Source organism: Streptococcus infantis (assembly GCF_047464415.1).
Classification (GTDB): domain Bacteria; phylum Bacillota; class Bacilli; order Lactobacillales; family Streptococcaceae; genus Streptococcus; species Streptococcus infantis_AE.
Genome location: NZ_JASHBX010000008.1, coordinates 41,783 through 61,715 on the forward strand (window position 1 = coordinate 41,783; position 19,933 = coordinate 61,715).

The 19,933-nt window shown below is 39.1% G+C and carries 23 protein-coding genes and 1 other annotated feature; of the genes, 7 read left to right on the forward strand and 16 right to left on the reverse strand.

Annotated features, from left to right (window positions below; genetic code table 11):
* Positions 1-56 precede the first annotated feature (56 nt).
* From secG to ybeY, 8 genes are read right to left on the reverse strand one after another with little or no spacing between them, the layout of a single operon-like run.
* Positions 57-290 carry a preprotein translocase subunit SecG gene (secG, locus tag QM460_RS05960; RefSeq protein ID WP_000282514.1) on the reverse strand — a complete coding sequence of 78 codons (234 nt, stop codon included), beginning with the start codon at positions 288-290 and terminating at the stop codon, positions 57-59.
* A 39-nt stretch (positions 291-329) separates the two neighbouring features.
* Positions 330-479 (reverse strand): 50S ribosomal protein L33, encoded by a 150-nt coding sequence (rpmG, locus tag QM460_RS05965; protein ID WP_001809104.1) that lies wholly within the window; start codon positions 477-479, stop codon positions 330-332.
* Positions 479-1,678 (reverse strand): multidrug efflux MFS transporter, encoded by a 1,200-nt coding sequence (locus QM460_RS05970; protein ID WP_414289534.1) that lies wholly within the window; start codon positions 1,676-1,678, stop codon positions 479-481. The genes rpmG and QM460_RS05970 overlap by 1 nt, the downstream gene beginning before the upstream one ends.
* Positions 1,665-2,270: a dephospho-CoA kinase gene (gene coaE / locus QM460_RS05975; protein ID WP_371559154.1), complete on the reverse strand. Its 606-nt coding sequence runs from the start codon at positions 2,268-2,270 to the stop codon at positions 1,665-1,667. The genes QM460_RS05970 and coaE overlap by 14 nt, the downstream gene beginning before the upstream one ends.
* Positions 2,270-3,094: a DNA-formamidopyrimidine glycosylase gene (mutM, locus tag QM460_RS05980; RefSeq protein ID WP_414289535.1), complete on the reverse strand. Its 825-nt coding sequence runs from the start codon at positions 3,092-3,094 to the stop codon at positions 2,270-2,272. The genes coaE and mutM overlap by 1 nt, the downstream gene beginning before the upstream one ends.
* A 48-nt stretch (positions 3,095-3,142) precedes the next feature.
* A complete protein-coding gene (era, locus tag QM460_RS05985; RefSeq protein ID WP_336314730.1) occupies positions 3,143-4,042 on the reverse strand; it encodes a GTPase Era in 900 nt (299 codons plus the stop codon).
* A gap of 16 nt (positions 4,043-4,058) precedes the next feature.
* Complete coding sequence (locus tag QM460_RS05990; RefSeq protein WP_000378151.1) at positions 4,059-4,454, reverse strand: diacylglycerol kinase family protein; 396 nt, start codon at positions 4,452-4,454, stop codon at positions 4,059-4,061.
* Positions 4,435-4,932 (reverse strand): rRNA maturation RNase YbeY, encoded by a 498-nt coding sequence (gene ybeY, locus QM460_RS05995; RefSeq protein ID WP_075229443.1) that lies wholly within the window; start codon positions 4,930-4,932, stop codon positions 4,435-4,437. Before ybeY ends, QM460_RS05990 begins: the two co-directional genes overlap by 20 nt.
* Positions 4,933-5,036: 104 nt before the next feature.
* Here ybeY and QM460_RS06000 point away from each other — a divergent pair, with 104 nt between their 5' ends.
* Positions 5,037-6,692: an NFACT family protein gene (locus tag QM460_RS06000; protein ID WP_414289536.1), complete on the forward strand. Its 1,656-nt coding sequence runs from the start codon at positions 5,037-5,039 to the stop codon at positions 6,690-6,692.
* Positions 6,693-6,754: 62 nt separating this feature from the next.
* Positions 6,755-7,612: a YitT family protein gene (locus QM460_RS06005; protein ID WP_373115246.1), complete on the forward strand. Its 858-nt coding sequence runs from the start codon at positions 6,755-6,757 to the stop codon at positions 7,610-7,612.
* A 93-nt stretch (positions 7,613-7,705) separates the two neighbouring features.
* Here the strand turns inward: QM460_RS06005 and nox are convergent, their stop codons facing one another.
* On the reverse strand, positions 7,706-9,085 hold the full coding sequence (gene nox / locus QM460_RS06010) for a H2O-forming NADH oxidase (protein ID WP_414273454.1): 1,380 nt from the start codon (positions 9,083-9,085) through the stop codon (positions 7,706-7,708).
* Between the two features lie 346 nt (positions 9,086-9,431).
* Between nox and QM460_RS06015 the strand changes: the two genes are divergently transcribed.
* From QM460_RS06015 to QM460_RS06025, 3 genes are read left to right on the forward strand one after another with little or no spacing between them, the layout of a single operon-like run.
* The gene (locus QM460_RS06015) at positions 9,432-10,316 is read left to right on the forward strand and encodes an FAD:protein FMN transferase (RefSeq protein ID WP_414289537.1); all 885 of its coding nucleotides are present in this window, start codon (positions 9,432-9,434) and stop codon (positions 10,314-10,316) included.
* Positions 10,317-10,356: 40 nt separating this feature from the next.
* Positions 10,357-10,962 (forward strand): NADPH-dependent FMN reductase, encoded by a 606-nt coding sequence (locus tag QM460_RS06020; protein WP_315639243.1) that lies wholly within the window; start codon positions 10,357-10,359, stop codon positions 10,960-10,962.
* A 17-nt stretch (positions 10,963-10,979) separates the two neighbouring features.
* Entirely contained in the window at positions 10,980-12,218 is a 1,239-nt protein-coding gene (locus QM460_RS06025) for an NAD(P)H-dependent oxidoreductase (protein ID WP_000673684.1), read from the forward strand.
* An 84-nt stretch (positions 12,219-12,302) separates the two neighbouring features.
* On the opposite strand, the gene QM460_RS06030 is transcribed toward QM460_RS06025, so the two are convergent.
* The 5 genes from QM460_RS06030 to rplJ all read right to left on the reverse strand — a co-directional run bounded on the left by QM460_RS06030 (position 12,303) and on the right by rplJ (position 17,170).
* Positions 12,303-12,560: a DUF896 family protein gene (locus QM460_RS06030; protein WP_000187071.1), complete on the reverse strand. Its 258-nt coding sequence runs from the start codon at positions 12,558-12,560 to the stop codon at positions 12,303-12,305.
* Positions 12,561-12,589: 29 nt separating this feature from the next.
* Positions 12,590-14,626: a glycine--tRNA ligase subunit beta gene (gene glyS / locus QM460_RS06035; RefSeq protein WP_414289538.1), complete on the reverse strand. Its 2,037-nt coding sequence runs from the start codon at positions 14,624-14,626 to the stop codon at positions 12,590-12,592.
* Between the two features lie 281 nt (positions 14,627-14,907).
* The gene (glyQ, locus tag QM460_RS06040; RefSeq protein WP_000038760.1) at positions 14,908-15,825 is read right to left on the reverse strand and encodes a glycine--tRNA ligase subunit alpha; all 918 of its coding nucleotides are present in this window, start codon (positions 15,823-15,825) and stop codon (positions 14,908-14,910) included.
* A 405-nt stretch (positions 15,826-16,230) separates the two neighbouring features.
* Positions 16,231-16,596, reverse strand: a complete 366-nt coding sequence (gene rplL, locus QM460_RS06045) for a 50S ribosomal protein L7/L12 (RefSeq protein WP_001196968.1) — start codon at positions 16,594-16,596, stop codon at positions 16,231-16,233.
* Between the two features lie 73 nt (positions 16,597-16,669).
* Complete coding sequence (gene rplJ / locus QM460_RS06050; protein WP_001287269.1) at positions 16,670-17,170, reverse strand: 50S ribosomal protein L10; 501 nt, start codon at positions 17,168-17,170, stop codon at positions 16,670-16,672.
* A 38-nt stretch (positions 17,171-17,208) separates the two neighbouring features.
* Positions 17,209-17,344 (reverse strand) — a sequence feature (ribosomal protein L10 leader region).
* Between the two features lie 176 nt (positions 17,345-17,520).
* On the opposite strand from rplJ, the gene QM460_RS06055 reads away from it, so the two are divergent.
* Both QM460_RS06055 and QM460_RS06060 read left to right on the forward strand, forming a co-directional pair.
* Positions 17,521-18,048: an ECF transporter S component gene (locus QM460_RS06055; protein WP_153224740.1), complete on the forward strand. Its 528-nt coding sequence runs from the start codon at positions 17,521-17,523 to the stop codon at positions 18,046-18,048.
* Between the two features lie 18 nt (positions 18,049-18,066).
* Positions 18,067-18,582 (forward strand): transcription repressor NadR, encoded by a 516-nt coding sequence (locus tag QM460_RS06060; protein WP_315639265.1) that lies wholly within the window; start codon positions 18,067-18,069, stop codon positions 18,580-18,582.
* Here QM460_RS06060 and QM460_RS06065 read toward each other — a convergent pair.
* Positions 18,579-19,046, reverse strand: coding sequence for an 8-oxo-dGTP diphosphatase (locus QM460_RS06065; RefSeq protein ID WP_045763320.1), 468 nt, complete (start codon positions 19,044-19,046; stop codon positions 18,579-18,581). The genes QM460_RS06060 and QM460_RS06065 overlap by 4 nt on opposite strands.
* Before the next feature lie 22 nt (positions 19,047-19,068).
* Positions 19,069-19,503, reverse strand: a complete 435-nt coding sequence (locus QM460_RS06070) for a hypothetical protein (protein ID WP_414289539.1) — start codon at positions 19,501-19,503, stop codon at positions 19,069-19,071.
* Between the last annotated feature and the right edge of the window lie 430 nt (positions 19,504-19,933).

The window sequence follows — 19,933 nt, forward strand, 5'->3', positions numbered from 1 at the left end:
CCTTATTTCTTTTAAAAATAAAAATAGGCAAAGACCTAGTCTCGCCCATTATTTTCTTATCTACTTGATAATACCGTCAATGCTAAGGCAATGGCTAGCCAGAAAAAGACTAAAATTCCTGTCAAACGTTGCATCACAGCTTCAAAACCACGCGCTTTGCTACGTTCAAACAAATCACCTGCACTGGCATCAAATACATTGCTAGATTGGTTTTTAGTTGGTTGCATAAAAATTGCAATCACAATCACAACAGATAATACTAATAGAATGGTTAATAATAGGTTATACATATCAAACTCCTTAAAATCCCTATTATTCTACCATAATTTCTACTTAGATTCAAGATGTAGAGTCACTTTTCTTTCTTTAGGGCAATACTTTAAGACCTCAATCTTGTCTGGATGGGTTTTGGAGTTCTTACTGGTTAGATAATTGATGCTGCCACAAGAGGAGCATTTGAGATTGATTTTTACTCGCACTAGATTTCCTTCACTTTTAATAATGTTCTAAATTGGATAAGGTTAAATAAACAACTGAGAGCTACACAAAGAGCTGTTGCATAAAATACTGAGTGATAGCCAAATTGTCCCGCTACTGCTGATCCTGCTAAGGGACCTATCACTCCTCCTAGATAAAAGAAGACTTGATTAAAGGCAAATACCCTTGAAATGCCAACTTTAGGAGTCATTTTGCTTAGGAGAGCATTGACACCAGGGATCAGAGCTCCTGTTCCCAGACCAAATAGAAAACGATAGAAGCCTAATTGGAATGGGCTAGTCGCATTTGCACATAATAGATATATAAAAACTGAATATACCTGAGCTAGGACAAGTAGTCGATGATTGCCCACTTTATCACCTAATTTACCCATGATACCTGCACTCATCATACTTGAAAATCCCATACTGGATACAATCAAGCCAGAGACAAAAAGAAGGTTCTCTTTCTGTCCCAGATCTCGTACATACAGGGCAAGGATAGGACCGATAGATTGGGCAGCAAATTGAATCACAAAGCTAGTTAGAAATAAATTTATCAGGAGAAAAGGATATTTAACAGAAGTAAAGAGCTCTTTTGTAGGGAGTGCTTTTTCTTTTGGCACTGGTTGAAAGTTTTCTTTGATAAAAAGAATGGTTAAGATAGCAGCTAAGAACAGGAAACCACCAACCAATAAAAAGACATTTCGAATGCCAAAAATTTCGGCAATGAAACCACCGACAAAGGGACCAGTCAAAGTTCCAGCGACAACACCAGTTGATAAAGTCCCTAGAGCGTATCCCGACCTATCTTTGGGGACTTGACTAGCAATTAAAGCTGTCGCATTAGGTACAAATCCTGTAAAAACACCATTAAGAAAGCGTAAGAACAAGAGCCAGAAAACGTTTGGAACAAAGGCCAGACCACCCATAGTAATAGTCATGGCTAGCCCTGCACGAATCATCATGGGTTTTCGACCATACTTGTCTGCTAAGATACCCCAAATTGGTGATACAAAGGCTGCAGAAATGGCTGAGACTGATATAGCTAAACCTGAATAAAAGGCAACTTGATCTCCTTCAATTCCTAACTGTTCGACAAAAATAGGCATGAAAGGAACAACGAGAGAAATGCTGGCTCCTGTTAAAAAGCAACCAAACCAAGCAATACGAAGATTATCCTTCCAGCTAATCTCTTGCATGGGCATCGCCTCCTTCAAGTAAGGTCACTACTTGACTCAAAAGCTGCTCTCGACTGCCGTTATTGTCTAATATATAAGTAGCAAATTTCTTCTTTTCTTCTAAAGGCCACTGTGAAGCTAAACGAGTTTCAGCTGACTCTTTGGATAACTGATCACGGTTCATTAAGCGATCCAGCTGGGTATCTCGGCTTACATAAACTAGCCAAGTTTCATCGAACCATGAAGCATAGTCCTGTTCAAAAAGCAATGGAATATCCATGAAAAACACGTCCTCAGTCTGAGATAACTTGTCTCTCAAAGAGCCCAATTCTTCACGGATGATTTGTCCTTGAGTTTCTTTAGACCATTCTCTATCCTCAGAGTTAGAAAAGATAAGACTGGCTAGTAATGGACGATTCAGTTCCCCATCTTCTAGAAGGACTTTTTCACCGAAATGCTCTACTAAAATCTGAAAAAGTCGTCCACCAGGTTTTTGAAGTTGGTGGACAAGAGCATCCGCATCTACCACTTCAAACCCTTTTTGTCTTAGAAAATTTGTGACGGTGGACTTCCCAGATGCAATACCACCAGTGATTCCGATAATTTTTCTCATCACTTTCTCCTTTGACATTTTGGACAAAAATGGGTTCCACGACCACCGAGTTGAATTTTTTCGATAATGGATCCACAACGTGAACAAGCTTGTCCAGCTTTATCATAGACTTGATGAAAGTCTTGCATGGTCCCATCTTCGCCAAATGCATTGGTATAGGTGCGAATGGTTGAACCGCCTTTCTCAACAGCCTGCCCCAAAACTTCAATGGTTTGATCATGGACTTTTCTAGCCTCTTGGGCGCTTAAACTTTTAGAAGTTCTAGAAGGATGAACTTTCGCTCTCCAGAGAACTTCATCCACGTAGATATTCCCCAATCCAGCAACCAAAGTCTGATCGAGAAGATGTGATTTGATAGGCTTTTTAGATTTCTTCAAGGCACCTCTAAAAATCTCTAAGTCAAAATCTTGTTCAGTAGGTTCTGGTCCAAGCTTTTTAGATACAAAGTAAGCATCTAAGAGTTCAGGAGCAAGCAATTCCATAGTTCCAAACTTGCGTACATCCTCATAAACTAAAGTGCCACCGTCTTCAAACTGGAAGAAAACATGGGCATGCTTACGTTCAGGAACCTGGTCTGGATAGTAAAAATACTTTCCTTCCATCCGTAGATGAGAAATCAAGACCTTATCTGTCAGGAAGAAAAGTAAATACTTGCCACGGCGCCCCATCGATTGAATCTCTTGACCAGGCAATTCTTTCTGAAACTGATCCAAATCTGTCTTAATCATCTTAGGATAACGAATGTCAAGACTAGCAATCTTCTTACCTAGAATCAGTTTTTCCAAGCCTCGACGAACCGTTTCGACTTCAGGTAATTCAGGCATAACTCCTCCTTCTCCAAAAACAAGAAGCAGGCTACTGCCCACCTCTTCTTAATATTCTTTTTCGTTATAGCCAAAGTCAGCCAAATCTAGCTTCTTATCTCGCCAGTTTTTCTTAACCTTGACCCAAGTTTCTAGGAAGACCTTGTCTCCTAGCATGAGCTCAATATCACGACGGGCCATAGTCCCAATTTTCTTGAGCATAGCACCGCCTTTTCCGATGACAATGCCTTTTTGGCTGTCACGTTCGACCATGATAGTTGCTCGGATATGAACCTTGTCTGTCTCCTCATCACGCTTCATCGAATCTACCACAACTGCAACTGAGTGTGGAATTTCTTCACGAGTTAAGTGTAAGACCTTTTCACGAATCATCTCAGAAACCAAGAATCGTTCTGGATGGTCAGTAATTTGATCCGCAGGGAAATATTGGAAACCTTCCTCAAGATTTTCACTCAGAATATCGATTAGATGAGAAACGTTATTTCCCTGAAGGGCTGAAATCGGAACAATTTCCTTAAAGTCCATTTGATTACGGAAGTCATCGATTTGAGCCAAGAGCTGGTCTGGATGAACCTTGTCAATCTTATTGACCACAAGAATAACCGGAATCTTAGCAGCCTTGAGTCGTTCGATAATCATATCGTCGCCCTTACCACGTGGCTCGTCTGCAGGAACCATAAAAAGAACAGTATCTACTTCACGAAGAGTGCTGTAGGCAGATTCCACCATGAAATCTCCGAGTGCTGTCTTAGGCTTGTGAATTCCAGGGGTATCGATAAAGACGATTTGTTCCTTATCAGTGGTGTAAATCCCCATGATTTTATTGCGCGTTGTCTGCGCCTTATCACTCATGATAGCAATCTTTTGCCCCATAACGTGATTCAAAAAAGTTGACTTCCCTACATTTGGACGTCCTAAAATGGCTACAAAGCCTGATTTAAATGTCATAATTTCCTCTTACTGTTTAAAATAATAAATCCCAAATCCGTGGGAGAAAGATGAGTGCACCTGTCAAAGCGGCAAAAAGAGAAACCACAAGCACAGCACCAGCTGCCATGTCTTTAGCTTTTTTTGCCAACATAGAAAAGTGATAGTGACTAGCCAAATCTACTACATTTTCAATAGCTGAATTAATAATCTCAAAAGCTACTACCATGAAAATGCTCAAAAGTAGAAATAACCATTCGATTCGTGACACCTGAAAAACAAAACCTGCAAGGACAACTATTAGAGCCGTCACTGCATGCTTTCTCATGTTACGTTCTTCCTTAATCGCAGTAAAAATCCCTGTAATGGCAAATTCTAAACTGGAGATTAGGTCACGATTTTTCCATTTTCGTTTATTGTCTTGTGAGTCCATAGGCTGTCAAAATTTCTTCTTGTAAACCGAACATCTCCGCTTCTTCCTCGGGAGTGTAGTGATCATAGCCGTTAATGTGTAAAAAGCCGTGCACTGCCAAGAAGCCCATTTCACGTTCAAAACTATGACCGTACTCCTCAGCTTGCTCATGTGCCTTATCAATGGAAATGAAAAGCTCACCGATATAAGCATCAAATTCTGACATCATATCTGCCAAGTCAGGATCATTTTCCAGATCTTCCTTATCAAAGGCAATCTCTAACTCCGGCTTATATTCAAGACTGATGACATCTGTTGGACGATCGGTATCACGAAACTCTAGATTGAGTTCATGGCTTCGTTCGTTGGTCACAAATGTGACCGCCATTTCCTTGTCTTCTTTTCCAATTTTTTTTGCAGCAAATTCTAAAATTTCCTGTGTTTGTTCTAAAATTTCTTTTGAAACTTGTCCAGTTTCATCTACCATTTCAATATACATGTGTTTCTCGATTCTCTTTACTTGGCTTTATTATATCACATTTCTATGATTTTATTCTACCTTTTTGATATAATACTATGGAATACATTCACGAGGAGAGAACCATGTCATTTGATGGATTTTTTTTACACCACATGGTTGAGGAATTGCGAACTGAACTACTAAATGGTCGCATCCAAAAGATAAATCAACCCTTTGACCAAGAATTGGTCCTGCAAATCCGTAGCAATCGTAAAAGTCATCGTTTGCTCCTGTCTGCCCATCCAGTTTTTGGACGCATTCAGTTAACAGAGTCCACCTTTGAAAACCCTGCTCAGCCATCTACTTTTATTATGGTATTGAGAAAGTATCTTCAAGGAGCAGTTATTGAGTCAATCGAGCAAATTGAAAACGATCGTATCGTGGAAATCACGGTTTCCAATAAAAACGAGATTGGGGACCATATCCAGGCCACGCTTATTATCGAGATTATGGGCAAACATAGCAATATTCTCCTTGTAGATAAGTCTAGTCACAAAATTCTTGAAGTTATCAAGCATATCGGTTTCTCTCAAAATAGCTACCGTACCTTATTACCAGGTGCTACTTATATCGCTCCTCCAAGTACAGAAGCTCTCAATCCTTTTATGGTCAAGGACGAAAAACTCTTTGAGATTCTACAAACCCAAGAGTTAACTGCTAAAAACCTTCAAAACCTCTTTCAAGGTTTGGGAAGAGATACAGCAACTGAGTTAGAAAGACAACTGCTTAATGATAAACTAGCCACTTTCCGGAACTTCTTTGGACAAGAAACCAAACCTTGCCTAACAGATAAATCCTTTTCTTGTGTGCCTTTTTCTAGTAAAACAGCGGAGAATTTTGACAGTCTTTCACAATTACTTGATATCTATTATAAGTATAAAGCCGAACGTGACCGTGTGAAACAACAGGCTAGCGAACTCATACGTCGAGTTGAAAATGAACTACAAAAGAATCGTCAAAAACTGAAGAAACAAGAAAAAGAACTTCAAGCTACTGAAAATGCAGAGGAATTTAGACAAAAAGGTGAGTTGCTGACAACCTTCCTTCATCAAGTTCCTAATGACCAAGATCAGGTCATTTTGGAAAACTACTACACCAACCAGCCTATCACGATTGCACTTGATAAGGCATTAACGCCAAACCAAAATGCTCAACGCTACTTCAAACGCTATCAGAAATTAAAAGAAGCTGTTAAATACTTGACTGACCTGATTGAAGAAACCAAGGCAACCATTCTCTATCTAGAAAGTGTCGAAACGGTACTCAATCAAGCCGGACTCGATGAAATTGCTGAAATTCGTGAAGAATTGATCCAAACAGGATTTATCCGTCGAAGACAAAGGGAAAAAATCCAGAAACGACAGAAACCAGAACAATATCTAGCTAGTGATGGAAAAACGATCATCTACGTGGGGCGCAATAACCTACAAAACGAGGAATTGACCTTTAAAATAGCCCGTAAAGAAGAACTCTGGTTCCACGCTAAGGATATCCCTGGAAGTCATGTTGTTATCTCAGGCAATCTCAATCCGACTGATGAGGTTAAAACAGACGCTGCAGAACTTGCAGCCTACTTCTCTAAGGGACGTCTCTCAAACCTCGTTCAGGTGGATATGATTGAAGTTAAAAAACTCAACAAACCAACTGGTGGAAAACCTGGTTTTGTCACCTATACTGGGCAAAAGACCCTCCGTGTCACACCCGACCCTGAAAAGATTCAGTCCATGAAAATCAAATAAAGTCTTGTATACTGGTGGGCTGTTACTGCTATAGACTCAAATAAAAATGGGAGGTGCGTTCAATGCTACGGCATATCAAATCTATTTTAACCATAATATTCGGAGCAGCCATTTATGCCTTCGGACTCACGTATTTCGTTGTGCCCCACCACTTATTCGAGGGTGGAGCAACGGGAATCACCTTGATTACCTATTATCTCTTTAACATCCCTATCTCCGTGATGAACCTCATCATCAATATCCCATTATTCATTCTAGCCTGGAAAATATTTGGTGCGAAGACCCTATACAGTAGCCTGCTTGGTACTATTTCCTTATCCATTTGGTTAGCAATCTTTGAAAAGATTCCTCTCAGCTTTAATCTTGAAGGAGATCTGGTAATCGTTGCTTTAGTTGCGGGTGTTCTTTTGGGACTTGGTCTGGGTATTATCTTCAATGCTGGTGGTACCACTGGAGGAACAGATATCGTCGCTCGAATCCTGAACAAGTACACCAATATCTCCGTAGGGAAATTACTCTTTGCACTAGACTTCCTTATCCTAATGCTCATTTTAATTATCTTCCAAGACCTTCGTCTCGTTACTTATACACTTCTATTTGACTTCATCGTCTCTAGAGTTATTGACTTGATTGGTGAAGGCGGATATGCTGGAAAAGGTTTTATGATTATCACTCAAAAGCCTATGGAAGTGGCAGATAAAATCAATGAAGAGTTAGGTCGAGGTGTCACCTTCATATCTGGACAAGGTTACTACAGTCAAAAAGATTTAAAAATTATCTACTGTATCGTAGCAAGAAATGAAATGATTAAGATGAAAGAATTGATTCATACGATTGATCCTAAAGCCTTTATCACCATCACTGAAGCTCACGAAATTCTTGGAGAAGGCTTCACCTTTGTAAAAGAAGAAACTTCCTAACACATAGACAACAAAAATAGTAACTTCGAATTTGAAGTTACTATTTTTTTGATGATAAAAACGGAAGAAACAAATCTTCCGTTTTACAAATCATTATTTTTCAGCTGTAAGTGCAGCCATTGTGATGTAGTTGTATGGTTTGTTGAAGTGTGGCAAGAAGAATAGGTCTGTCAAGGCCAATTTTTCAATTGTAACATGTTCTTGGATAGCAAGTGAGAACATGTGAATTCCCATAGCAATTCCAGGATCACGTGATACCATTTGAGCACCAAGGATTTCACGGCTATCTTTGTCGAAGACAATCTTGATAGCTACTTCATGGTTGTCATGTTTCATAAATTCTGGTTTTTGAAGATCGTTGAAGCCAGTTTCAGTTGCATTGTAGCCTGCAGCTTTTGCTTTTTCAAGAGTCAAACCAGTTGAAACCATGTGAAGACCGTAGATAGAGATACCGTTTGATCCTTGAACACCGATTCCTTCAAGCTCATGTCCACAAGCATTGTAAGCACCAACGATACCAGTACGTACAGCGTTTGATGCAAGAGCGATGTAGCTAGTGTCTTTACGAGCGTTGTCATAAACAGTTGCACAGTCACCCACAGCGAACACACCTGGAAGTGAAGTTTCTTGTTTCTTGTTAACAAGGAAAGCACCGTTGCGGAAGAGTTCAATCTTACCATCAGCAAGAGCTGTGTTAGGACGGAAACCAACTGCAAGGATAACCATATCAACGTCAAAGCTTTCTTTGTCAGTGATCAAGCGTTCAACTTTACCGTCACCTTCGATAGCTTTAACAGTTTGTCCAAGTGCCAAGCGGATGTTGTGGTCTTCCAAGTTCTTAGCCATCAATTGCGTGAAGTCTTTATCGTAGTAACCGTTTAAGACTGTGTCTACGATATCAACAAGGACAACTTCTTTTCCAAGACGTTCGAATGCTTCAGCAAGCTCAACACCGATGTATCCACCACCGACAACAGCGATACGTTCAAGATGTTTGCTCTTGTCAGCAAGTTTGTTGATCACTTCTTCAGCATTTTGGTACAATTTAACGAATTGAACATTTTCAAGAGTTGCTTTGAATTCGCGGTTACCTTTAACAATTTCAACACCTTCGATTGGTGGCAAGATTGGTGTAGAACCAGTTGCAAAGATCAATTTTTCGTATGATTCTTTGTGTTCTTTTCCGTCAACTTCTGCAGTAACAACTTTGTTGTCATAGTCGATTGAAAGAACTGGTGAGTTCATGTAAACTTTAGCACCCTTTGCTTCCAATTTTTCTTTATCTGAGTAGAAGAGACCTTCTGGACCATCGATTTGCTCACCAATCCATAGAGCCATTCCACATCCTAGGAATGAAATGTTTGAGTTTTGGTCAAAAACAACGATTTCATTTTCACTTCCAAAATTGTCCAACATAGTGTTGATACAAGCTGTTCCAGCGTGGTTAGCACCCACGACTACGATTTTACTCATAAGATAATTCCTACCTTTAATTTTTTTTACCTTTCCAGTATATCATTTTCTGTGAGCGTTTACAAGCTTTTTACTTGTTTTCCCTTATTTTCGAAAATACTAGAAACATGTATTAATTTATTTTCAGTGTTTTCAAATTAAATTTTAAGGAAATATAGTTTTTTTGAGCATATTTCTTGACTTTTTGTAAAAAATAATTTGTGAAAACGCTAACTTTATGATATTCTATTTATATGGAAATGAAATATAAATCTTCAGATTGCTTTCATATCTGGATTTACAACTATTTCCAATTGATTTGAAGGGAGTTGATTTTTTGCCTTTCAGTTCATTATCTGAACGGTTAATGGGAACTACGATTACTATTTCCTTGGTACATGAACAAGCGGATAATCTTCTCCGTCAAGCTTTTAATTTGCTCAAGGAACTTGAATTTCGATTTAATGCGAATAGCACCGAATCGGAATTGATGGAAATTAACTATCAGGCGGGAATTGCCCCAGTTAAGGTCCACCCTGATTTGTTTGAACTGATTTCCTTAGGTTTAGACCATAGTCTAGCCTCTGGAAGCAATCTCAATATCAGCATCGGTCCCTTGGTACAAACCTGGCGTATTGGTTTTTCCGATGCAAAAGTTGCTAGTCCTGAAGAAATTTCTTCGGTTTTACCATTGATAGATCCCCGTTTTATCAAACTTGATTCAATTGCTTCTACTGCTTTCTTAGAAAAGAAAGGAATGAAAATTGATTTAGGTTGTCTAGCAAAGGGCTATAGCGCAGATAAGGTTGCTACTTTTTTAAAAGAAAATGGTGTCACTTCTGCTCTTATCAATCTTGGAGGAAACATCCTCACCATCGGAAACAACCAAGCCAAAAATGGTCAACCCTGGCAAATTGGTATTCAAGACCCTAATCATCCACGTGGTAATCACCTGATGACCTTATCTATTACTGGAAAATCTGTTGTTACATCTGGAATTTATGAACGGCATCTTGAAATTGATGGAAAGGATTATCATCACATTTTCGATAGTGAAACTGGCTATCCTATTGAAACGGATTTGGCTAGTTTAACGATTATATCTGACCGCTCAGTTGATGGTGAGATATGGACCACACGATTGTTTGGCCAACGTAGCGCTTCTATCATGTGGCAAATCGAAAATATCGATGGAATCGAAGCCATCCTTATTGATAAAGATGGACATATCGCTTGTTCATCCGGTATCTAAAGATAAATAATAAATAATGCAAAAAGAGAAAGGAAAGCTCATGCTAAAACTTATTGCTATTGTAGGAACTAACTCTAAACGTTCCACAAACCGCCAACTGCTTCAATATATGCAAAAACACTTTGCTGATAAAGCAGAAATCGAATTGGTAGAAATTAAAGATCTTCCAGTTTTCAACAAACCTGCAGATAAACTTATTCCTGCAGAAGCCTTGGAAATCGCTGCAAAAATCGAAGCAGCTGATGGTGTGATTATCGGTACTCCTGAATATGATCACTCAATTCCTGCCGTTCTTATGAGCGCTCTTGCTTGGATTTCTTATGGAGTATTTCCACTCCTTAACAAACCAGTGATGATCACAGGCGCTTCATACGGTACACTCGGTTCTTCACGTGCTCAATTGCAACTCCGTCAAATCTTGAATGCACCAGAAATTAAAGCAAATGTTCTCCCAGATGAGTTCTTGCTCTCTCATTCTCTTCAATCATTCGATAAGAATGGTGACTTGGTAGATCTTGATGTCATCAAGAAATTGGATGCCATCTTTGATGACTTCCGTATCTTTGTTAAAGTGACTGAAAAATTGCGTAACGCACAAGAACTTCTTCGTAAAGATGCAGAAGAATTTGACTGGGAAAATTTGTAAGATAGGAGATTGAAAGAATGAAATTTGTTGGACTTGTTGGATCAAACTACGACCAATCATATAACCGCAAACTCTTGGAATTCATCCGTCGTAACTTCAAACTGAAATTTGAATTAGAAGTTCTTGAAATCGATGAAGTTCCAATGTTTAACCAAGACGAAAAATGGGACGAAAGCTTCCAATTACGCCTTCTTTACAATAAAATTACTCGTGCTGATGGTGTGATTATTGCTACTCCTGAGCACAACCATACAATTTCTGCTTCACTCAAGTCAGTTCTTGAATGGCTTTCATATGAAGTACATCCATTCGAAAACAAACCAGTGATGATCGTGGGTGCTTCTTACTACGACCAAGGAACTTCTCGTGCTCAAGTTCACCTTCGTAAAATCCTTGACGCACCAGGGGTGAATGCCTACACATTACCAGGTAATGAATTCCTTCTTGGAAAAGCTAAAGAAGCTTTTGATGCTAACGGAAATATTATCAACGAAGGAACTGTTAAATTCCTTGAAACTTGTTTAGATAACTTTGTCAAATACGTAGGAGTCGTTTCTAAATTGAAAAAACCAAAACCAATTGAACCAGAAGACTTGGATTGTGGAAAACCAATCGCTACAACTATTACAGAAGTTGACCCTGATGATCCAAACTGGGTAGAAAAAGTCGCTGAAATCACAGGAGCTGTATCTGGTGATACATACGTTAAACTTGACCATGGTATCCTTACAGTTAACCAAATCGATATGTTCTTGAAAGCTATGCCTTTTGAGTTGACATACGCTGACGATAACAACCAATTCCTCTACTACAACAATGCTCACCAAGATCCTGATACAATGTTTGCAAAACGTGTACCATCTCAATCTGGTAGCCGTATGTCAACCGTTCACGGTTCTCTCCCACCAGCACGTATGAAAAACGTTGAGTGGGTTATTGGAACACTTCGCAATGGTAACCAAGAATACGTACGTACAATCGTTCCTGGTTCACCTGCTGGTGTTATCAACACTCACAACTACCAAGCTATGTACTATCCTGACGGTTCATATGCTGGTATCAATGAAATTGTCTTTAACTTCCAACCATGGCTTGACTGGTACTTGAAAGAAACAGGTCAACGCTTGGTAGGTGGTAGCGGACCTTTTGCTCCTGCTGCTGGAGGCCACGGTGACGCAGATGCTACTTCTGGTGCATCTGACTCAGCTGACGGAGGCCATGGAGATGCGGATGCTACTTCTGGTGCAAGTAACTAATAACTAACAAAAAGGAACCATTTTGGGTTCCTTTTTTTATAATAGAAATCTCGGTTCGCACACACAAACCGAGAATTTTTTTATTTATGAATTTGGATCGTCAAGACTACGACCATGCAAGCCTTTTTCACGTTGTACCTGACGAAGTTTTTCAGGAGTCACATCATTTCCATCTTCATCTACGATTTTGATCCCTTCAATGTGATGACGAACTGAACGACGATATCCTTCGATATATTCCTCACGAAGTTTAGCTTGTTCTACTTTTTCTTCTGCAGTCAAGCCTTCAGTTTTTTTCTTTTTCGCAAGCTCATTAATACGAGCGATTTTTTCTGGTGTCATATTTGAACCTCCAATCTACTTTTTAATTTCTATTTTGTATTAAGAAGATTAAAAGCAGCGACAGTTTTTGCTTTATTCACAAGTTCAGTTAGAATAGCTAGGCGATTATTCTTAACATCAACATCCTCTGCCATAACCATTGTATTGTCAAAGAATGCATCAATAACAGGACTAAGAGCAAATAACTGCGTTAATTTATCACTAGCTGAACCTTTCAATTCTAGATTTTCTACTGCTTGAGCTAGTTCTTTTTCCTGTTCATTTTCAAAGAGACTAGTATCAACTTTGACTGAACCTTCTGCTTTTTCCGCTAGGTTAAAGGCACGAGATAAGGATTCAACAGCTGGTTTGTAGTTACTATTTAGAGATGCTTCTTTCAGTGCTTCTGCTGCTTCAATCATATCAGAAACAACAAAGTTTGAACTTGCTAGAACAGCTTCCTTAATATCTTTTGCAGTAGACCCCATCATCTTATCAACACGAGCTTTGATGAAGTTAAGCACTTCTTCTTGATTATCGTAAGTTAGGCTATCAAATGATAAAGCATAAAGGCTAGCAATCAATTCGTCCATTGGAATATTCCAGCCAAAGTCTTCCAAGATACGGACAATCCCTTGTGTTGCACGACGAAGAGCATAAGGGTCATTTGAACCAGATGGAATCAAGCCAACAGAGAAGAAGGACAAGAGAGTATCCAATTTATCGGCTAGTGCAAGGATAGCTCCGACTTTAGACTCAGGAAGAGCACCATCTGCAGAATCTGGAAGGTAGTGTTCACGAATAGCTTGTGCTACTGCTGCATTCTCACCAGCGAGAAGAGCATATTTCTCACCCATGATTCCTTGAAGCTCATCAAATTCACCAACCATACCAGTCAAGAGGTCAAACTTATAAATGGCTGCAGCACGAGCAAGGTCAACAGTTTCATCAACTGATAAACCTGCTTTTTCTGCCAAAAGGATAGCAATTTGCCCTGTACGAATCATGTGCTCACGAAGTGAACCAATCTTTTCATGGAAGGTTACGTGTGATAATTTAGCTACAAGATCTTCAATCTTGAGTTTTTGGTCTTCACGCCAGAAGAATTCACCATCTTCCAGACGTGCCACCAAGACTTTCTCATTTCCTCGGATGACATTATCCAGATACTCTGCATTTCCGTTACGAACAGAAATAAAGTTTGGTTTTAGATTTCCGTCAAGGTCACGTACTACAAAGTAGCGTTGGTGAGTTTCCATTGAAGTGACCAAGACTTCTTCTGGAACCTCTAGGTACTTAGGATCAAAATTCCCCATAAAGGCAGTTGGGTATTCAACCAAATTCAGAACTTCATTCAAGAGTCCTTCATCAATTTGAACCTGAACACCTTCTGCAGCTTCGATAGCCTTAATTTGCTCACGAATCATATTTTCGCGTTCAATGCTATCTGCAATAACATAAACTTTGCGCAGGTCTTCTTCATAGCTGTCAGCATGCTGAATTTCTACTTCGTGACCAAGGAAACGATGTCCACGGCTAACTCTTCCTGAATGAATATCTAAGAAATCCATATCGAGTGCCACATCATCCAAAAGAACTGTCAAGGTGTGGACTGGACGGATATATTCAAAGGTATTGTTTGCCCAGTGCATACTTACTGGGAAGCTTAAGCTAGCCAATACTTCTGGAATTCCAGCCAAAACTTCCTCAGCTGGTTTTCCAGCTTCATGCTTAGTTACGTAGACATATTCTTCACCTTTAATTTCACGGAATTCGATATCATCTACAGTCAATCCTTTACCACGGACAAACCCTTGCGCTGCTTTAGAGAAATTTCCTTCTGCATCCAAAGCAATTTTTTTAGAAGGTCCTTTAAAATCTTCAGTCAAATCCGTTTGTTGGTCTGCCAATCCAAGTACGCGAACAGCCAAACGACGTGGAGTTGAAAAAGTTTGAATTCCTTCGTATGAAAGGCGGTTATTATCCAAAAAGGCTGCCATTTTTTCACCTAGTTGTTTTTCACTTGGTGTGACAACGTAGGCTGGTAACTCTTCAAGTCCTAGTTCTACTAATAAATTTTTTGCCATGTTTTTTCCTTTACAAAATTTCTTCTTTTTGATAGGCACCTTAGGTACTGGGGACGTTGCTAACTAACTTTGTGAGTCTGTGGGGAAATCTTCTGTCTTCTTGACAAAGTTTTCCAACAGTCTCATCAAAGTGGATTTAGCCAACTGATTTTTGAGCCTAAAGTTTCAAAAATCCCCAGATAGCAGTACGGCGGTGCCCATCCCTTTAGCAAGTCTTCGACTTGCCTCTGGGTGCCATACGGGCTCACTTTGTTCGCCCTTTTTCTATTCTTGTAACTTTTTTATTCTTCCTCTTCTGCTAGGAGTTTGGCGCGTGTGGCTTCGTCAAGAAGTGGGTAACCAAGTTTCTTGCGTTCAGCTACGAATGTTTTAGCTACGACACGGGCTAAGTTACGGATACGAGCGATATAACCAGCACGTTCTGTAACGGATACCGCTCCACGAGCATCAAGCAAGTTGAAGGTATGTGAACATTTCAAAACGTAGTCATAGGCAGGGTGAACAAGACCCAATTCCAAGGCACGTCCTGCTTCTTTTTCAAATTTCTCAAAGTTTTCAAGAAGCATATCTTGATCAGAAACTTCAAAGCTGTATTTTGAATGCTCATATTCTGGTTGAAGGAAGATTTCTCCGTATTTAACACCTGGAGCCCACTCAATATCATAAACTGAGTCTACTTCTTGGATGTAAGAAGCCAAACGTTCCAATCCGTAAGTAACCTCAGCTGTAACAGGACCAGTTGCCAAGCCACCGACTTGTTGGAAGTAAGTGAATTGAGTGATTTCCATACCATCAAGCCACACTTCCCATCCAAGTCCAGCTGAACCAGTTGATGGGTTTTCCCAGTTATCTTCAACGAAACGAATATCGTGTTCCAAAGGATTGATTCCCAATTTTTCCAATGACTCAAGGTAGAGCTCTTGGATGTTTGAAGGTGATGGTTTCATGACCACTTGGAATTGATGGTGTTGGTAAAGACGGTTTGGATTTTCCCCGTAACGACCGTCTGCTGGACGACGTGATGGCTCTACATAAGCCGCATTCCATGGCTCAGGACCAATAGCACGAAGGAAAGTATAAGGGCTCATAGTTCCCGCACCCTTTTCATTATCATAAGCCTGCATGAGCATACAACCCTGATCATTCCAGTATTGTTGCAAAGTAAGGATAATTTCCTGGAAAGTCAATTTTTTAGACATTATTTACTCCTTTATTATAAATTCTTGCGACCTAGAATACAAAAAGAACCGTGTCTTTGCTCCTAAGTCAAGTGACCTAGGGGCGTCAGAAACGCGGTTCCACCCTAATTTATTACTTCATTATTTTTTTAAATTTACCAAAAGCGCCACACTCATCTCTCAATCACCTGACTCTCACTATCACAGGCTCGCTTGGGATTTACTGATAAGATATTCTTTCTTGTCGTCTATTATAACAAAAAGGAATGAAAAAGTAAAATTATTTTATCACTAGTTCTATATATATTTCTTAACCAAATTAATTTAACTGCCTCTTTTATGTCCCTTTTTGAACAAAAAGAAAAACCACTAATCCTAAGACTAGCGGTTTAATCATGTTTTTAAGCTACAAATGTAGTTGCTCTATTATTTAAGAGTAACTGAAGCTCCAGCTTCTTCCAATTTAGCTTTGATTTCTTCAGCTTCTGCAGCTGCAACGCCTTCTTTAATGACACCTGGTGCACCATCAACAAGTTCTTTAGCTTCTTTAAGACCAAGACCTGTGATTTCACGTACAACTTTGATAACGCCGACTTTCTTGTCACCAGCAGCTGTCAATTCAACGTCAAATGAATCTTTAGCAGCTTCTTCAGCACCACCAGCAGCAGCTACAGCTACAGGAGCAGCTGCAGTTACACCAAATTCTTCTTCGATAGCTTTTACAAGGTCGTTCAATTCAAGGATTGAAGCTTCTTTAATTTCAGCAATAATGTTTTCAATGTTCAATGCCATTGTTATTTCCTCCAAATAAGTTTATATTTTATGTTTATATTTTTGTAGCTAGGCTACGCTGCGTAGCTTAAGATTAAGCTGCGTCTTCTTTGTTGTCTGCAACCGCTTTGACTGCAAGAGCAACGTTGCGCACTGGCGCTTGAAGTACAGAAAGGAGCATAGAAAGAAGTCCTTCGCGGTTTGGAAGAGTTGCAAGAGCAACGATTTCTTCTTTTGATGCGACAGCGCCTTCGATTGCACCACCTTTGATTTCAAGTGCGTCAGCGTTTTTAGCAAAGTCGTTCAAGATTTTTGCTGGAGCGATAACATCTTCGTTAGAAAATGCTACAGCAGATGGTCCAACAAATACAGATGCAAGTTCTGCAAGGCCAGCTTTTTCAGCTGCACGACGTAAGATTGAGTTTTTAATAACTTTATACTCAACTTCGCTTCCACGAAGCTCACGACGAAGAACTGTATCTTGTTCAACTGTCAAACCACGAGCGTCTACAACGACGATTGATGCAGCAGCTTTCATTTTTTCAGCTACTACGTCAACTAGTTCCGCTTTTTTAGCAATAATTGCTTCACTCATTAGTGTGTTCACCTCCGTAATTATTTTGCTTGGGGAATTTTTCCAAAAGAAAAACGCGCCCAAACCTAGACACGAAAGTACAATACGCTTCTTTTTACATGATACGTTTTGTCCTCGGTAGGATATTTATGAGTCGAGCTCCCCTACTGTCTTAGGCAGTTTTTTCAAACCGTATATAAGTATACCATACTACTTTGTTTAGTGCAAGAGTTTTTTGCTTATTTTTAAAAAATTTTATTTATTTTTTAACCTTATTTCAAGATAATCTCATCAAAAATCAATTTTAGTTCTTGACTTGTTTGATTTTTTATTGTACTATACAACTGTATATACAGTTAAAAGGAGTTATTATGAATACACAAAAGAAAACACAATTCATGACCTTAACCGCATTGCTAACAGCTATCGCTATTTTGATTCCTTTGGTGATGCCCTTTAAAATTGTCATTCCTCCCGCTTCCTACACTTTAGGAAGTCACGTTGCTATTTTTATCGCTATGTTTCTCTCGCCATGGATGGCGATCTTTGTTATTATAGCTTCTAGTTTAGGATTTCTCATGGCTGGGTATCCGATTGTCATTGTACTTCGCGCCTTTTCCCACATATTCTTTGGAAGTCTGGGTGCTTTCTATCTTCAAAAACATCCTCAAACCTTGGACAATAAGAAATCTTCATTGATTTTTAACTTTGTACTTGGTTTGGTTCATGCTATTGCTGAAGTTTTGGCTTGTGTGATTTTTTATGCTAGTACTGGAACTGACTTAAAAAATATGTTCTATGTCTTGTTTGTATTAGTTGGATTTGGTACTATTATCCATAGTATGGTAGACTATTACTTAGCCTTGGCTGTTTATAAAGCATTGAGAAAACGCCGTTAAGCGTTAAGAGAGAAGAATATGACAAAAAATCGAAAAGAAGCCCTTCTACAACTCTTAGAAAAAGCTCAAAAACCTCTAAACGGAAAAAGCTTAGCAGAACATTTTCATGTCACTCGCCAGATTATCGTTCAGGACATTGCAGTTCTTCGTGCAGACGGTGCTCCTATCTTATCAACCAATCGTGGCTATATTTATAAAGAAAGCAAGACCAATCCGTATGTTCACAAACTGTTTAAAGTTAAGCACGAGATGGAAGAAATTGGTCAAGAACTTCTAGCTATCGTCGATAATGGGGGACGTGTTCAAAATACCTTGATTGATCATCCTGTCTACGGAGAAATTGAAACCTTGCTCAAACTCTCTTGTCGTCGTGACGTTCAGCATTTTTTAGAGCAAGTCGAAAGGTCTGACTTTAGACCACTTTCTGAATTAACAGATGGCGTCCATTATCACCTAGTCGAAGCTGAAAATGAACAAGACCTCCTCTATATCGAGAAGGCCTTGGATAAGTTAGGTTATTTAGTAAAGGATTAGAAGGTTTTCTTTTCCCATCCATCTTCTGTACGGTGACGGTAAAAAAATTCTGATTTATCAGGAGCTTCCATCATCTCCATCAAAGGTAACATATCATAGGCCAGATCCAAATTTGGAATCTGGTCTTTTTGTACCCAGGACACTTCTCCTTCATCCGAAGAACGAAGCCTTCCAGAAAACTCAGTCGCCTTATAACAAAAGACAATATAGCGTTCACCCGAATCTAAAGGCCAATTTTTAATGCCGACAAGTTGAGGATTTTGAATCGTCAGACCTGTTTCCTCGTAAATTTCACGAATAACAGATTCAGCGAATGCTTCTCCATTTTCAACATGACCTCCTGGAAAGGCATAGCCAGACCAGCGGTTGGTTTCAGGCGATCGATACTGCATAACCACGCGCTGATTTTCAAGGTCTTCTATTAGACAAATATTAGTTAGAATGGTTAATTGTGCTCGAGACATACATAGACTCACTTTCTAATGTTTAATTTTTTTCTACATACTTAACTTTAGACTTCATAATCAAAGGATTAACTAAGTCATGATATTCATGAATTTCATGGAGTAAGAATCCTCTGATGATTCTTATTTCATTTTTTTCCCTAATCACATAGTAGTCTAAATTGATAGGCATAGATGAATCTGGAACCATGGAAAAGAAGAAAAATGTCATGAACCAGATCAAGAGTGCAAAGAATCCACTGAGAGCCTGAAAAATCAGATGATGCCACTGAAAAATTCTCGTTTTATAAAAGATGGTCCATGGTTGGATAAATAAGGTCAAGCAAAGACCAAAGAACCAGAGATTCCACAAGACTGGTGTAAAGGCTAAATCAAAAAGCCCTAAGATAAAATGAATCAGTACAAATACCAGGAACATAAGGTAAATAACTCTAAATATAGTTAAATGTTTCAGCATGGTTAACTCCTTTTCTTTTCAATATATTTCATCGCTAGAGTTATAATAGATGCCAAACTGAAAAAGATCAGATAAGTTGCAATAGGAAACCAGATGTAACGGTGATCTAGGGACAAGAGAGAAGGCAAAATTCCTTTACTATTTTTCCCACCAATCCCAATAAAGAGATGAACTACTAAACCGATACTATTAAGATAGATAAATAAATCTGCATATCTTTTTATTGTCATCCTTGTCTTAGACAAGTCTAGGAACCAATAGTCAAATAATCGATACACTAGACAAAAAAGATTTATATATATTGGAAAACTATAGTTGATATCTCTGTATGGCGACGGAATAGGAAGACTTTCAAAAATTAGATTCAAACTTAGTCCTATTGCTAGGATAAGACCGAGGATCAAGAAGAATCCTAAAAATTTATGAGAAT